This is a genomic window from Pannonibacter carbonis, from assembly GCF_003012935.1.
In the GTDB taxonomy this organism is placed as follows: domain Bacteria; phylum Pseudomonadota; class Alphaproteobacteria; order Rhizobiales; family Stappiaceae; genus Pannonibacter; species Pannonibacter carbonis.
Map to the genome: position 1 here is coordinate 1 of NZ_PUDR01000001.1, position 15008 is coordinate 15008.

A 15008-nucleotide genomic window follows, 5' to 3' on the forward strand; every position below is an offset into this window, starting at 1 on the left:
TTGCTTCTTACAGAAGTCTGCGTACCTGCGTAACCCTTGCTTCATGCCGAACTCTCTCAAGTCCGACCGCGCAAGAACAACGCCGACCACGCTTCCCTTCCTTCAAAACATAAATTGTCAAAGAACCTAACCACTTGACTGGTTAGCTGTCCGAAAGAACGAGGCCGCTTATCCGGTACTAGGCACCGGCTGTCAAGCCGCATTTTTCAGAATTTTCAGGAAGCAACTTCCCGTCGCCGGCGACGTTGCCGCCGTCGTTGAGCCAGCTTATAGGGGGCCAAACACCCAACCGTCAATCAACAATTTTGAAAAACTTCGACTTTTGGCGCACCGTTTCCGGCCCCTCTGTGGATAAGCTTCAGGCAAGCTCCGCATGCGCCGCAGATTTCCGCCAGTTTTTCCATTTCTCCAATATCAACAGGGTGTTAGGCTGAATTTTCGTTAACCATATTTGGTTGGCTGGCTTAGGTGGTCAGGCAGCCTTGGCTGATGTTTGGGCAGGCTTTGCCCATTTCAGAGGCAGCCGAATGCCGTCCTTCCGCTCTGTCGTCACCCAAGCGTCACGGCACGTCCACAAAACTGCAGCGCAGTCAGACTATGACCCCGGCATCTCGAACCGCCGTGCATCGGCAACCGGGGAGCAGCACCATGAACCGCCGCGAATTCCTTTCCCTCAGCAGCATGACCCTTGGCACCACTCTTCTGGGTGGGCTGAGCCTGCCGCAGTTTGCCTTCGCCGCTGATGGCACTGTCTTTGTCTATACGGGGTCGGACCAGAACATCTCCGACTTCTGGACCAACCTGGTCTTCCCGCGCTTCACTGCCGCCCATGGCGGCACGGTCAAGATGGTGGACGCTGGCGACAACGCTGGCCTGCGCGCCATTGCCGATCGCACGCTGGCGGCCAAGGCCACCAAGACCGATCCGCAGGTCGAGATCTTCGAAGCCTTCGATCCGCGCTTCCCCGCAGACGGCATCGCCCAGAACCTGTGGGTGAACTTCAAGGAAGCCGGCCTTGCCAACTATGGCAAGATCAACCCCGCTGCCTTCGACAGCGACTTCTCCCTGCCCTATCGCGGCAGCCAGGTGCTGCTCGCCTATGATGCGACCAAGCTGAAGGCCGCTGACGCTCCCACCACCTGGGCCGACCTCGTCACCTGGATCAAGGCCAACCCGGGCCAGTTCATCTACAACCGTCCCGACAAGGGCGGTTCGGGCGGCAATTTCGTCCGCCGCGCCATTCATGAAGTGAACGGCCGCGACCCCAAGGCCTTCACCATCTCCAACTACACCGCCGAAGCGGGCGAAAAGATGCTGGTGCCAGCCTGGGACGCGCTGAAGGACATTGCACCGCATCTCTATGAAAAGGGCGCCTACACCGGCGGCAACAGCCAGTCGCTGCAGATGCTCGGCCAGGGCGTTGTCACAATGGTTCCTGTCTGGTCCGACCAGGTGCTGCAGGCTATTGCTCAGGGCGTTCTGCCGGAGACCACCGGTCTGGTTCAGCTCAAGGACCTGGCCTTCTGCGGTGGCTTCTCCGCCATGACCATCCCGACCAACGCCGCCCAGCTCGACCGCGCCATGCTGCTGGCCAACTTCATGCTGTCGGAAGAGATCCAGTCGCTGATCATTTCCGACCTCGGCGGCTTCCCCGGCGTTTCCTGGGACCATGTTGCCCCGGCACTGCGCGAGAAGTATGCCGCCGTCGTTCCGAACGAGATCCCGGTGTTCCCGTCGGGCGACTGGGCAACCGCCATCAACGATGGCTGGTATCGCAATGTCGCCCCGACACTGACACGCGGCTGATCAGATGACCGACGCCGTCACCACGGCGCCGGTCCGCATGTCCATCCAGAGGAGGGGGCTGACAGGTCTCCTCCTCGTCCTCTTTCCGGTTGGACTGTTGGGCTGGCTCATTCTCTATCCGATCCTCAATGCACTGGTGACGACGCTGACGCTTCGGACGGACCAGGGCCTCGTCCTGTCCCTCGACAGCTATGCCTCGTTCTTCTCCGACCCCTACAGCCTCAACAACCTTGCCCTCACCTTCTGGACGACGGCTGTCTGTGCCGTGCTCCTCCTGGTGATCTGCCTGCCGATCGCGCTCTATCTGCGTTTCTCGCGTGGGCCGTTGTCGGCCTATGTCCAGGCTCTGGCCATCTTCCCGCTGTTCGTGCCTTCGGTCATTCTCGCTTATGCGCTCATCCGAACGCTTGGGCCCAATGGCCTTGTCGACATTCTGCTGAACGCCGCCGGCCTGCCGAAACTGCCCAGCCCCTATCTCACCCCCTGGGGGCCGGTCATCGGCCTCGTCTGGGACAACATTCCGCTGACGGTGCTGATGCTCACGGCCGGTCTTGGCCAGGTGTCGGACAATGCCGTCGAGGCCGCACGGGATGCAGGGGCAAGACCCCGTCACCTGCTCCTTCACATCATCCTGCCGCAGATCATCAACGCGCTGCTCGTCGCGCTGGCGTTTGCGGTGCTCGGGATCTTCTCGTCCTTCACCCTGCCCTATGTGCTCGGCCCCGCTTCGCCGGAAATGATGGGCCCCTACATGCAGCGTACCTTTGCCGATCTGATGCAGCCGCGCATGGCCATCACCCAGGCGGTCATCACCTTTGCCATTTGTGCCGTGTTTGGCGCCTTCTACGTGCGCTCCGTCATCCGCAGCCGGGAGGTGCGCTGATGCAGCCCCAGCCCGCCTCCCGGCCGAGGCCGCACACGGACTGGACCGGGATCGGTTTTGCCGTGCTCCTGTCCATCGTCATCCTGGTGCCGCTGATCGTCGTGGCCATCTGGGCCTTCACCGAGGTCTGGCGTTACCCCGCTTTGCTGCCGCAGAGCTTCGGCCTGCGCTATTGGCAGGCGACGCTATCGCGCCAGGATGTCTGGAACGCCCTGTTCCTGTCCCTGCGCCTCTCGGCAACGGTCACGTTCCTGTCCGCTCTGATCTGCCTGCCGGCCGCCTATGCCTTCGCCCGCATGGACTTCCCCGGCCGCCAGACCTTGCTCCTGTCCTTCCTCGCCACCCAGGCCTTCCCGAAGTTCGGCCTCCTGATCGCGGTCGCCGGCATCTTCCTCAGCCTCGGGCTGATCGCCACCTTCTGGGGCGTTGTGCTGATCCAGCTGGTCAACACCCTGATGCTGATGATCTGGGTGCCCGTCGCCGCGTTCCAGGCGGTTGACCGGCGGATGGAGGAGGCGGCACGGGACGCTGGCGCCGGACCCTTGCGCGTGTTCTGGTCCATCACTCTGCCCCAGGCCGGGTCGACGCTGTTTGCCGCCGTCCTGCTCACCTTCATCAACACCTTCTACGAGACCGAAGGCGCCTGGCTGATCGGCGCGCCGATGCTCCAGACCATGCCGGTGCTGATGATCATCTTCATCAACAACCAGATGGTGATCCAGTATGGCGCGGTGCTGTCCGTGCTGCTCTGGGTCCCCTCCTTCCTTGTGCTGCTGTTCTCTCGCCGCCTGATCGGCTCGCAGAGCTTCGCCAAGGGCTTCGGCGTTTGACAGGAGACGTTGCATGGCACGATTGACCTTATCCGGGCTGACCAAGTCCTTCGGCGGGCTCGACGTGGTGAAGGCGGTGGACCTTGAGGTCACCGACGGCGAACTGGTCTGCCTTCTCGGCCCCTCGGGGTCGGGCAAGTCCACAATCCTGCGCATGATTGGCGGCTTCGAGGTTCCGAGCGGCGGCGCGATCCGCATCGACGGCGAGGACGTCACCGCCGTGCCGCCGGAACGCCGGCCCACCGGCATGGTGTTCCAGTCACATGCGCTGTGGTCGCATATGGATGTCTTCGCCAACATCGCCTTCGGCCTGAAACTGCGGCACCTGTCGCGCGCCGAGATCCGCAGCAAGGTCGAGGCCGTGCTTGAGCTGGTCGGCCTTGCCGGCTACGGCAGCCGGCGGGTCTGGCAGCTCTCGGGCGGTCAGCAGCAGCGCGTCGCCATCGCCCGCTCGCTGGTGCTGGAGCCGAAGATCCTGCTCCTCGACGAACCCTTCGCCAGCCTCGACCAGCATCTGCGCGAAAGGCTGCGCGAGGAGGTCCGCGACATCCAGCAACGCCTCGGCATCACAACCCTGTTCGTCACCCACGGCCAGGACGAGGCGCTGGCGCTCGCCGACCGCATCGTGGTGCTGAAGGACGGCGCCATCGAGCAGACCGACCGCCCGTCCGCGCTCTACCGCCGCCCGGCGACGCGCTTCGTTGCCGGCTTCATCGGCCACATGAACCTGGTACCGACCGCGTTCCAGGCCGGCCGCTCGACCCGGCCGGAGTTCGCCCTTGCCGTCGAGGTCAGCGACGGACCGGCGGAGATTGCCTTCCGCCCCGAGGCAACCGGCGTGCGGCCCGCGCAAGGGGCTGGCCATGCGCTGGTCTACCGCGTCACCGATTTCGGCACCCACCTGACCCTCGACCTGGACCTTGAGGACGGCACACGGATCAAGGCGCATGGCGCGGGCTCCATCGCCTGGGCGCCCGGACAGCGGGTGGAGGTGACCCCGGCCGAGGTGCTGCTATACCGCGACGGCGTGCTGCTCTCCACCGAACCCCGAACGGCAGCGGCAGCCGCGTGACTGCCTGCATTACGAGAAGACGCTCATCGTGACTGACGACACACTCGACACCCTCGACACGGGCATCAGCCTCACCGCCGCACGGGCGGCCGTGGCGCTGGAGCGGAACGGACACCGCACCTGGCTGAAGTGGCACCGCGGCCGTATCCAGCCGCGCGACGCCGAGTTCGGCCCGGCGCGCATCAGCCTCGGCATGCGCCTCGGGGCGAGCGTGGAGATCGACCTCACCGCCCATGCCGGCGGCGGCTTTGCCGTGCTGCATGACGAGACACTGGAGCGCAGCACCACTGGCTCCGGCCGCGTCCGCGACACGCAACCCGACGCCCTGCGAGAACTGATCCTGCGCGACGGCAATGGAGCTGCCACCGACCAGCACGTCATGCTGCTGTCGGATCTTGCGGCGCTGGTCGCCGGCGAAACGGCCCATCCCGACGCGGTGCTGCAGCTGGACATGAAGGACACCTCGGCGACGATCACGCGCGCCGACATCGACGCCTTCGTGCGCGACGTGGCCCCTGTCGCAAGACATATGCTCTTGTCAGGTGGCGATCCGGTTGCCATTGCCGCGCTGAGCGAGGCGATCCCGGAGCTCGGCATCGGCCACGATCCCTGCCATGACGCGGTCATGCTGGATCTGCTCCGGGGCGGCGACTATCGCCGCTTCGTGGCTGACGCGCTTGCAGCCAGCCCGCGCTCGACCATGATCTATCTCGACCACCGTCTGGTGCTGGCCGCCGCCGACCGGGGCGAGAACCTCGCCACCCGGTTCCAGGACGCCGGCCGCAAGGTCGATGCCTACACGATCCGCGAGATCGGCCCGGACACCCGTCCGCTGGTGGACCGGCTGCTGGCCCTCAAGGTGGACCAGATCACCACCGACGACGCGCTTGCCCTGTCGGCGGCCTTTGCCGGCTGAACCGGCTACTCGGCCAGCCCCTCGCGCAGCCAGCCGGCAAGCCACGGCGTTGCCACCAGCACATCGCCGGCCGGGCCGACAGGCCCGCCGGCAAAGCCGCCGGTCACGCCGCCTGCCTCCCGCACCAGCAGGGCGGCCGCGCCATAGTCATGCAGCGACAGGCCATCCTCGAAGAACCCGTCAAGCCGGCCGCAAGCGACGTAGCTGACAGACAGGGACGCGGAACCCAGGCGGCGAACGCCGGCCGTCGTCGCCATCGCCCGGCGCAGCGCGGCGTGGTAGGTCTCCTCGCGCACGCTCTTCACCTGTCCCGGCACGGGGAGGCCCGCGCCGATCAGCGCGTTTTCCAGCTCGGCTGCCGGGGCAACCGCCAGCCGCTCGCCGTTGAGATAGGCCCCCTGCCCGGCCTCGCCCGCGAAGAGTTCCCCCTGCATGCAGTCGAAGACGACACCGCAGGTCACCTCACCCACCTCGACAATCGCCAGCGCGATGCCGAAATGCGGGATGCCCCAGGCATAGTTGGTGGTGCCATCGATGGGGTCGATGAGGATGCGCGGCCGGCCCTCGACGCCGGCCCGGTCGGCAGCCTGTTCCTCTCCGGAGATGGCGTAGTCGGGGAAACTGGCGGCCAGACGCCCGGCGATCTCGGCCTCCACGGCCACATCGACCTCGGTCTGATAATCGCGCGGCCCCTTCAGCACCATTTCAGCGGCGGACCGCCGGCGCAGGCGGGTGCGGGCAATCACGCCGCCGGCAAGGGCGGCCATCGCCAGCGCACGCAGGTGGGGCGAGGCCGTTCCCGGCAACAGGGCATCAAGCGACGCATCGGTGGCATCAAACGAAAGGGACATGGCTGGCTCCGGACCTGACTGGACGCCTGCCTAGTCCCGTTTCATGAGCCGAACATGACAGTCAGGCGAAACACCCGGATTTTTCGCCGGACCGGAGCCCATGGCGCTTCAGGCCTTCGGCGTCCAGGTCGCGGGCGCGACCGGGCGCATCGCCGGACTGACATCCATCACCACCCGGCGCCCGCGCCCCGGCGTGCCGACAACCTGGCCCTCGTCGACGATCACCTCGCCGCGCGCGATCACCGTCTTCGGCCAGCCGACGACCTCCCGGCCGGCGAAGGGGTTGTAGCCGCAGTTGTCGTGCAGGTCGTTCGTCCCGAACACCCGCCGCGCCGCCGGGTCCCACAGCACCACGTCGGCATCGCCCCCCGGATCGAGCCGGCCCTTGCCCGTCAGGCCGAACAGCCGCGCGGGTGCGGTCGAGGTGACCTCGACGAACTTCTCCGGTCCCAGCCGCCCCTTCGACACCATGGCGTCAAACATCAGCGGCAGCCGCACCTCCAGCCCCGGCAGGCCGTTGGCAATGCGGTTGAAGGGCGCGGCGTCGCCATTCGCGAACTTGCCGCTTGCGTCCATGCGGTAGGGCGCATGGTCCGAGGTGACGAGCTGCAGGTCGCCGCGCTGAAGGCCGGCCCACAGGGCCTCCTGATCGGCCGGCTGGCGCTGCGGCGGGCTGCACATCACGGCGGCCCCTGACATGCCGGGCTGGTCCAGCACCTCTTCGGTCATGAACAGGTAATGCGGGCAGGTCTCGGCAAAGACCGGCGCCCCGCGGCCCCGCGCGGCACGCACGATCTCAACGCCCTCGCGGGTGGAGATGTGGAACAGCATCACCGGCTGGCCGGTCGCCTCGGCGAAGCGGCACATGCGCTCCAGCGCCTCCAGCTCGGCAAGGCGCGGATGCGACGGCGCATGGTAGCGCGGCGCGGTCAGCCCTGCGGCCAGCAGCTTCTCCACCGACCAGCGGATCAGCCCGTCGTTCTCCGCGTGGAAGCAGACCAGCGCACCATTATCCCGCGCCGTGTCCAGCACCTTCAGGATCGACAGGTCGTCGAGGCGCACCTTGTCATAGGTCGTGAAGATCTTGGCCGAGCGGTGCCCGGCGCGCATCAGCGCCGCCAGCTCGTCGAGGTTCGTGCCGGAAATGTCGGCGACGATGATGTGATAGGCGTGGTCGATCAGCGCTCCGCGGTCGGCCAGCACGGTGTAGTCGGCCATGACCTTGGCGAGCGACATGCCCGGATGCTGCGCGGCGAAGGACACGGTCGTGGTGGTGCCGCCGAAGGCCGCCGAGCGGGTGGCCGTCTCGAACGTGTCGGCGTTCATGATGCCGGCGCCCGACAGCTGCTCGATGTGGCAGTGGGTGTCGACGCCGCCGGGCATGACCAGAAGCCCGCTGGCGTCGATTTCCTTGCGCCCTTGCGCCAGGCCGCTGCCCAGCGCGGCGATGCGGCCGTCCCGGATGGCGATGTCGCCGGAGAAGCGCGCCTGCGCCGTGACGATCTCCCCGCCGCGAATGACAAGATCAAAGCCCGTGCCGGTGCCCATATCGGTCATGCCTCATGTCCCCGTTTGTTGTCGATCTGATATACACAGTGTATACCGTAGATGACAACGGCGCGTTTGCCTGCGCATCGCCCCGGACCGGACCCGCAACCGCAGGCGGTTCGATCCGCGGCTCCCGGATCCGTGACGGCCGGTGAAACGCATGAAAACGCGACGGAAAGTCACGTTCCGCCTTCAACAGCGGGCGCGCTTGACGTAAACACTTGGGCGCGTCCGGCAGCCGGACGCAAGGCCGAACTTGGGCAAGCAAGCCGGAAGGCGACGAATGACACTGCAGGACCAGACCCAGACGCTTGGCGAAAGCACCTACGAGCAACTGCGCCGCATGATCGTCAGCGGCGAGCTGTCGGCAGGCACCCGGCTGCAGGAAAAGCCCTTTGCCGACCGTCTCGGCGTGTCGCGCACGCCGGTGCGCGAGGCAATCGCCCGGCTGGTCTCGGAGGGGCTCGTGACCCGCGCGCAGGGCGGCGTGCCGGTCGTCAACAAGGTCTCCATCTCGGAAATCATTGAAATCCTTCACGTTCGCCGCCTGCTTGAATGCGAGACCGCCCGTCAGGCCGCAACAGGGCACGCCCCGGTCGAAGTGCTGTTGTCCCTGCGCGCCCGCACCGAACAGCTGTTGCAGCGCGGCCGCTCATCGATCTCCGAACACGCCGATCTGGACGAGGAGTTCCACATCACCATCGCCCGGATTGCCGGTTCCAAGCTGCTTGCAGACCTGGTGCAAAACCTGAAGCAGAAGACCCGGATCTTCGACAAGGGCTTCATCCCGGACCGGTTCGAGCCCGGCCTCAACGAGCATATCGAGATCCTCGACGCCATCCTCGCCCGTGACCCTGCCCGGGCCGAGGCCGGCATGCGCCGCCATCTCGACAATGTGCGCGAGTCGATTCTCGCCTCGATCCACCGCCTCTACTGATCCCGTCACTGCCTCGCACCCTGAGCCGGCGCATTTCGGCGCTGTGATCACAGTTGCCCGTTGACTCTGCATTCTGACGGTATACCATCGGCATGCATTCAAGCGGGAGACTTCCCCTCCATGACCGAACCGACTGCCGTGCGGCGCCCCGAGGGCGACCCGCTGCTGACCGTGACCTTTCTGTATTACCGCGACCTGCCCAAGGCGATGGCCTTCTACGAGCAAGTGCTCGGCGTCGAGCTGGCCATTGATCAGGGCTGGTCGAAGATCTACCGCCTCGGCGGGACCGCCCATGTCGGCCTCGTCGACGAGACCCGCGGCTCGCATCGCGCCGCCGACCCGAAGCCGGTGCAGGTCTGCCTGCGGGTGAGCGATGTCGACGCCTGGCATGCCTGGGCCGCGAGCTGCAACGTCACCTGCCTCAGCGCCCCGAAGGACAGCCCCTCGCTCGGCATCCGCGCCTTCGTCTTCAACGATCCGGAAGGTTACCAGATCGAGATCCAGTCGGTTCTCGCCTGACGCCTTGCGTTTGTCCCGGCCCCGCGCGGGCCGGGCACCTGGCCCCCGCCAGACCCAGAACGAGGGCACCAACCGCCCCGCACCCACCAGTGGAGATCAGCCAATGACCATCAATGCCAACATCCGGAGGCTGCTTGCCTCCGCCGCCATGATCGCGCTCGCCAGCTCGGGCGCGCTCGCCAAGGACATCACCATCGGCCTGACGTCGGACGCCGTTCACATGGACCCGCAGGCCGGCGAGGAGCTCAGCTCCAACATCATGTACTACCACCTCTACGATCCGCTGGTGCGCCGCAGCGCGGATCTGGAGTTCGGTCCGGGCCTCGCCGAGAGCTGGAAGCTGGCCGATGACACAACCTGGGTCTTCACCCTGCGCGACGGCGTGAAGTTCCATGACGGCGACACGCTGAAGGCCTCCGACGTGGTCTTCACGCTCGAGCGCCTGAAGAAGTCGCTGATGGCGAACCTTGCCGCCAACATCGAGAGCTTCCGCGCCATCGACGACCGCACGGTCGAGATCAAGACCTTCCGCCCCTATGCCGCGCTTCCCAATGATCTCGCCGCGATCCTGATCATGTCGGAAGACCATGTGAAGAAGGTCGGCGACGCCATCGACATGCAGCCCGTCGGCACCGGCCCCTACAAGCTCGGCGAGTGGGTCAAGGAAGACCGCATCGTGCTGGAAGCCTTTGACGGCTACTACATGGGCGAAGCCAAGGTCGACAAGGTCACCTTCCGCCCGATCACCAACCCGGCCACCCGCACGGCGGCGCTCCTGACCGGCGAGCTGGACATCGTGCAGGATCTGGCCGTGCGCGACGTCGCCCGCGTCAAGGAAACCAAGGGCTTCGAGGTCGTGACCCGTCCGAGCCTCCTGAACCTGGTGCTGGCCCTCGACATGCGCGAGAAGAGCCCGACCATCGAGGGCAAGAACCCGATGACGGACCAGCGCGTGCGTGAGGCGATGGCCCGCGCCATCGACGTCACCACCCTGTCGCGCGCCATCATGAACGGCCTGTCGACGCCCTCGGCCCAGTATGTGCCGGCGAGCCACATCGGCCATCTCGACGGCGCCGACTTCCGCCAGATGTATCCCTTCGACGTGGAGAAGGCCAAGGCGCTGATGGCCGAGGCCGGCTATCCGAACGGCTTCACGCTGACGTTGGACGCCACCAACAACCGCTATGTCAACGATGCCCAGATCGCCCAGGCGCTGGCCTCGATGCTCGCCAAGATCAACGTCACGGTGAAGCTGAACCTGATGCCGAAGTCCAACTTCTTCGGCTACATCCGCGTGCCGTCCGACAACTCCAGCTTCATCATGTCCGGCTGGGATGTGCCGTCGGGCGATGCCGGCTCGATGTATGGCGTCATGTTCTACAGCCGCGGCAAGAAGGAAGGCTACGGCCAGGTCAACCGCGGCTCCTACTCCAATCCGGAGGTGGATGCCCTCATCGACAAGGCCGACAGCACCCCGCGCGTCGAGGAACGTGATGCTCACCTGCAGAAGGTGACAGAGATCCTGATGAAGGACATTCCGATGATCCCGGTCCACTACGAGCAGGACATCTACGCCGCGCGCGACGGCGTCGACTTCAAGCCCCGGACGGACAAGTTCATCTGGGCCTACGAGCTCGACGTGAAGGAATAAGCCTCATCAGGCTTTTCCGGTCCGGCAGGAGGCGTCTCCTCACGCCTCCTGCTCTGCCCTTCCCTGCCCTCCCGGCGTCCTGCCGGATGAAGGAACTGGCGCGTGCTTGGCTACACAATCAAACGTCTGCTGCAGATGATCTTCGTGCTGTGGATCGTCTCGGTGATCGTGTTCCTGATGATGAGCTTCACCGGTGATCCGGTGTTCATGGTCATCCCGATCGACTCCACCGAGGCTGAAATCGCCCAGGCGCGGGAAATCCTCGGCCTCAACAATTCCCTCATCGAGCAATATGCCGTGTTCCTGAAAGGCATCCTGCAAGGGGACTTCGGCCGCTCCTATGTCTATCGCCAGCCCGCGCTGGACCTGATCCTCGAGCGTCTGCCGGCCACCTTCGAGATCGTGCTGGTCGCCATCGTCCTGGCCGCCGTCGTCGCCATTCCGCTCGGCGTCTACGCCGGGGCCAATCCGAACCGCGCCAGCTCGCGGGCGATCATGTCGGCCTCGCTCCTCGGCATTTCGCTGCCCAGCTTCTGGGTCGGCATGATGCTGATCTTCCTGCTCGCCGTGCAGTGGCAGATGTTCCCCTCCTCCGGAAGGGGCGACACGGTCGATCTCGGCTGGTTCCGCACCTCGCTTCTGACCGCAGACGGCTGGCATCACATCCTTCTGCCCGCCCTCACCCTGTCGCTCGGCACCATGGCCATCATCCTGCGCATGACGCGCGCCGGCATGATGGAAGTGATGCGGCAGGACTACATCAAGTTCGCCCGGGCGAAGGGCGTGTCGCGGCGCGGTATGCTCTACGGCCATGGCCTGCGAAATGCGATGATCCCGGTCGTCACCATCTTCGGCCTGCAGCTCGGCGACCTGATTGCCTTCGCCACCATCACGGAAACGATCTTCGCCTGGCCGGGCCTCGGCAAGCTGCTGATCGATTCCATCTACCGCGCCGACCGGCCCGTCATCGTCGTCTACCTGATGCTCGTGGCCGTGCTCTTCGTCGTCATCAACTTCCTGGTCGACATCATCTACACGTGGATCGACCCGCGCATCACGGTGAAATGACATGGCAGCGGGCTTCCTCTCCTCCGAATTCGTTCACAACTACAAGCGCAACGCCTCCGCCATCGCCGGCAGCCTGATCCTCGTCGTCTTCGCGCTAATCGTCGTCGCCGGGCCGCTGATGGTCTGGCAGAACCCTTATGACATCGCCCAGCTCGACCTGATGGATGCCTTCAAGCCGCCCATGTGGCTGGAGGGCGGCGAGGCCCGCTTTCCTTTCGGCACCGACGGCCAGGGCCGCGACGTGCTCGCCGGCGTTCTCTATGGCACCCGCGTGTCGGTGCTGATCGGCCTCAGCGCCATGGCCATGTCCTGCGTCATCGGCACCACCCTGGGGCTGCTCGCCGGCTTCTACGGCGGCCGGCTCGATGCGGTCATCATGCGCATCGCCGACATCCAGCTGTCGTTTCCCTCGATGCTCATCGCCCTGTTCCTGATGTCGGCCTTCGGCACGGGCATCGACAAGGTGCTGATCTCGCTCACCGCCGTCGGCTGGGTCGTCTATGCCCGCACCGTGCGCGGCTCGACCCTGTCCGAGGTGCAGAAGGAATACATCCAGGCCGCCCGCGTCGCCGGCCTGCGCGACGGCAAGATTATCCGCCGCCACATCCTGCCCAATGTCATGACGCCGCTGATCGTGGTGGCAACCGTCCAGGTCGGCACCTTCATCCTGATCGAGGCCAGCCTGTCCTTCCTCGGCGTCGGCGTGCCGATCACCGAACCCTCGCTCGGCCTCCTGATCAAGAACGGCTTCGACGTGCTGTTCTCCGGCCTGTGGTGGACCTCCGTCTTCCCCGGCATCGTCATCATGGCCCTTGTCTTCGGCATCAACCTGTTCGGCGACTTCCTGCGCGACGAGCTCAATCCGAGGCTGAAATGACCGCAACACCTGCACTTGAAGCGGTCTCTCCCAAAGAGATCCCCGCAAAGACCGGCGCCCCGCTGCTGGCCGTCGAGGGCCTGCGCACCTGGTTCCATACCTTCTCCGGCACGGTGAAGGCCGTCGATGGCGTCAGCTTTGCCCTCCGCCCCGGCGAGATCATGGGGCTCGTCGGCGAGAGCGGCGGCGGCAAGTCGGTCGTCGGCTTCTCGATCCTCGGCCTGATCGACCCGCCGGGCCGTATCGAGGATGGCCGCATCCTGTTCGAGGGCCGCAACCTTGCCGGCCTGTCCGAGGCCGAGCTGCGCCAGATCCGGGGCCGGGACATCGCCATGGTGTTCCAGGACCCGATGACCTCGCTCAATCCGCTGCACACGGTCGGCCGGCAGATGGACGAGATGCTGCAGCTGCATACGGATCTCGACGCTGCCGGCCGCCGAGCCCGCTGCATCGAGATGCTGGAAAGCGTCGGGATTTCGCGCGCGGCCGACCGTCTGTCGGCCTATCCGCACCAGTTCTCCGGCGGCATGCGCCAGCGGGTGGTGATCGCCATCGCCATGCTGGCCCGGCCGAAGCTCGTCATCGCCGACGAGCCGACCACGGCGCTCGACGTCACCATCCAGGCCCAGATCCTGAAGCTCATGCGCCGGCAGATCCGCGACAACGGCACGGCGATGATCCTCGTCACCCATGACCTTGCCGTCGTCTCCGAAATGGCGGACCACATCACGGTCCTCTACTGCGGCAAGGTGGTGGAACGCGGCCCGACCGATGACGTCATCCGCCGGCCGGCGCATCCCTACACGCGCGGCCTGATCGATTCCATTCCCGACCCTGCCCATCGCCAGCCGCGGCTGAAGCAGATCCCCGGGGCGGTGCCGGACATCCGCAAGCTGCCGAAGGGCTGCAGCTTCAAGGACCGCTGCTTCCGCGCTGAGGCCCTGTGCGGCGAGCGGGTACCGGAGCTGGTCGTTCAGGGCGACCGCGCCCATGCCTGCCACTATCCCCTGACCGAGGGAGACAGCCGATGACGGCGATGCTCGAGGTCGAGAACCTCACCCAGGAATTCCGGCTCGGCGGCTCGCTGCTGGAGCGCATGCGCTTCGACAAGGGGCGCCTCTCCTTCCCCGACAAGCGGGTGAAGGCCGTCAACGGCGTCAGCTTCCGCATCGCCAGGGGCGAGGTGATGGCGCTGGTGGGCGAGTCCGGTTGCGGCAAGTCCACCGTCGCCAAGACCATCGCCCGCATCTACCGCCCGACCGGCGGCAAGATCCGCATCGAGGGCGAGGACATCGCCGGCTACGGCGTCCGCGAGCTTTTGCCCGTGCGCTCGCGCATGCAGATGATCTTCCAGGACCCTTACGCCTCGCTGAACCCGCGCCAGCGCGTGCGCGACATCGTTGCCGAACCGCTTCTGGAACAGACGACCGGCACCGCGGCCCGCCGCGAGGTGGCCGAGCGCACGCTGGCGCTACTGGCCAAGGTGGGCCTCAACACCGAACACGCCGGCCGCTATCCGCACCAGTTCTCCGGCGGCCAACGCCAGCGCATCGGCATTGCCCGGGCGCTGTCGGTCAACCCGGGCCTCATCATCGCCGACGAACCGGTCTCCGCCCTCGACGTGTCGATCCAGGCGCAGATCCTCAACCTGATGATGGACCTGCGTGACGAGTTCGGGCTCGCCTATCTCTTCATCAGCCATGACCTGTCGGTGGTGCATCACATCGCCGACCGCGTCGGTGTCATGTATCTCGGCTTTCTTGTCGAGACTGGCCCGCGCGAGCACATCTTCTCCGCCCCGCGCCATCCCTACACGCGGGCGCTGCTCTCGGCCGCGCCGTCCATCGAGAAGACGCGCAGCCGGCCGGAGATCGAGCTGAAGGGCGAGGTGCCCTCGGCCCTCGACCTGCCCTCGGGCTGCTGCTTCCGCACCCGCTGCCCGCTCGCCTTCGAGCGCTGCCGCCTCGAGCGGCCAACCCTGAAGCCCGTCGGCGGGGGCGCAGAGGTTGCCTGCCATCTCACCGACGAACCGGATCGCGACAGAGCCTGA

At 65.9% G+C, this 15008-nt stretch carries 14 protein-coding genes; 12 read left to right on the forward strand and 2 right to left on the reverse strand.

Annotated elements, in window-relative coordinates:
- Positions 1-648: 648 nt before the first annotated feature.
- The 5 genes from C8348_RS00005 to C8348_RS00025 are packed head-to-tail and all read left to right on the forward strand — an operon-like array spanning position 649 to position 5507.
- Positions 649-1806, forward strand: coding sequence for an extracellular solute-binding protein (locus tag C8348_RS00005; protein ID WP_106751219.1), 1158 nt, complete (start codon positions 649-651; stop codon positions 1804-1806).
- Positions 1807-1810: 4 nt separating this feature from the next.
- The gene (locus C8348_RS00010; protein WP_106751220.1) at positions 1811-2689 is read left to right on the forward strand and encodes an ABC transporter permease; all 879 of its coding nucleotides are present in this window, start codon (positions 1811-1813) and stop codon (positions 2687-2689) included.
- Positions 2689-3519, forward strand: a complete 831-nt coding sequence (locus C8348_RS00015; RefSeq protein WP_106751221.1) for an ABC transporter permease — start codon at positions 2689-2691, stop codon at positions 3517-3519. The genes C8348_RS00010 and C8348_RS00015 overlap by 1 nt, the downstream gene beginning before the upstream one ends.
- A 13-nt stretch (positions 3520-3532) precedes the next feature.
- Positions 3533-4591, forward strand: coding sequence for an ABC transporter ATP-binding protein (locus C8348_RS00020; RefSeq protein WP_106751222.1), 1059 nt, complete (start codon positions 3533-3535; stop codon positions 4589-4591).
- Positions 4592-4619: 28 nt separating this feature from the next.
- Positions 4620-5507 (forward strand): glycerophosphodiester phosphodiesterase, encoded by an 888-nt coding sequence (locus tag C8348_RS00025; RefSeq protein ID WP_244293903.1) that lies wholly within the window; start codon positions 4620-4622, stop codon positions 5505-5507.
- A 5-nt stretch (positions 5508-5512) separates the two neighbouring features.
- Here the strand turns inward: C8348_RS00025 and C8348_RS00030 are convergent, their stop codons facing one another.
- Together C8348_RS00030 and hydA are read right to left on the reverse strand one after the other, a co-directional pair.
- Positions 5513-6358 (reverse strand): inositol monophosphatase family protein, encoded by an 846-nt coding sequence (locus C8348_RS00030; RefSeq protein WP_208983426.1) that lies wholly within the window; start codon positions 6356-6358, stop codon positions 5513-5515.
- A 108-nt stretch (positions 6359-6466) separates the two neighbouring features.
- A complete protein-coding gene (hydA, locus tag C8348_RS00035) occupies positions 6467-7915 on the reverse strand; it encodes a dihydropyrimidinase (RefSeq protein WP_244293904.1) in 1449 nt (482 codons plus the stop codon).
- Between the two features lie 274 nt (positions 7916-8189).
- On the opposite strand from hydA, the gene C8348_RS00040 reads away from it, so the two are divergent.
- The 7 genes from C8348_RS00040 (at position 8190) to C8348_RS00070 (ending at position 15008) form a co-directional block, all read left to right on the forward strand.
- Complete coding sequence (locus C8348_RS00040) at positions 8190-8843, forward strand: GntR family transcriptional regulator (protein WP_106751223.1); 654 nt, start codon at positions 8190-8192, stop codon at positions 8841-8843.
- 120 nt (positions 8844-8963) lie between these two features.
- A complete protein-coding gene (locus C8348_RS00045; RefSeq protein ID WP_106751224.1) occupies positions 8964-9362 on the forward strand; it encodes a VOC family protein in 399 nt (132 codons plus the stop codon).
- A 103-nt stretch (positions 9363-9465) separates the two neighbouring features.
- Complete coding sequence (locus C8348_RS00050) at positions 9466-11013, forward strand: ABC transporter substrate-binding protein (protein ID WP_106751225.1); 1548 nt, start codon at positions 9466-9468, stop codon at positions 11011-11013.
- Positions 11014-11115: 102 nt separating this feature from the next.
- Complete coding sequence (locus C8348_RS00055) at positions 11116-12081, forward strand: ABC transporter permease (RefSeq protein ID WP_106751226.1); 966 nt, start codon at positions 11116-11118, stop codon at positions 12079-12081.
- Position 12082: 1 nt separating this feature from the next.
- A complete protein-coding gene (locus C8348_RS00060; protein ID WP_106751227.1) occupies positions 12083-12958 on the forward strand; it encodes an ABC transporter permease in 876 nt (291 codons plus the stop codon).
- Positions 12955-13989 carry an ABC transporter ATP-binding protein gene (locus C8348_RS00065; protein ID WP_106751228.1) on the forward strand — a complete coding sequence of 345 codons (1035 nt, stop codon included), beginning with the start codon at positions 12955-12957 and terminating at the stop codon, positions 13987-13989. Before C8348_RS00060 ends, C8348_RS00065 begins: the two co-directional genes overlap by 4 nt.
- A complete protein-coding gene (locus C8348_RS00070; RefSeq protein WP_106751229.1) occupies positions 13986-15008 on the forward strand; it encodes an ABC transporter ATP-binding protein in 1023 nt (340 codons plus the stop codon). The genes C8348_RS00065 and C8348_RS00070 overlap by 4 nt, the downstream gene beginning before the upstream one ends.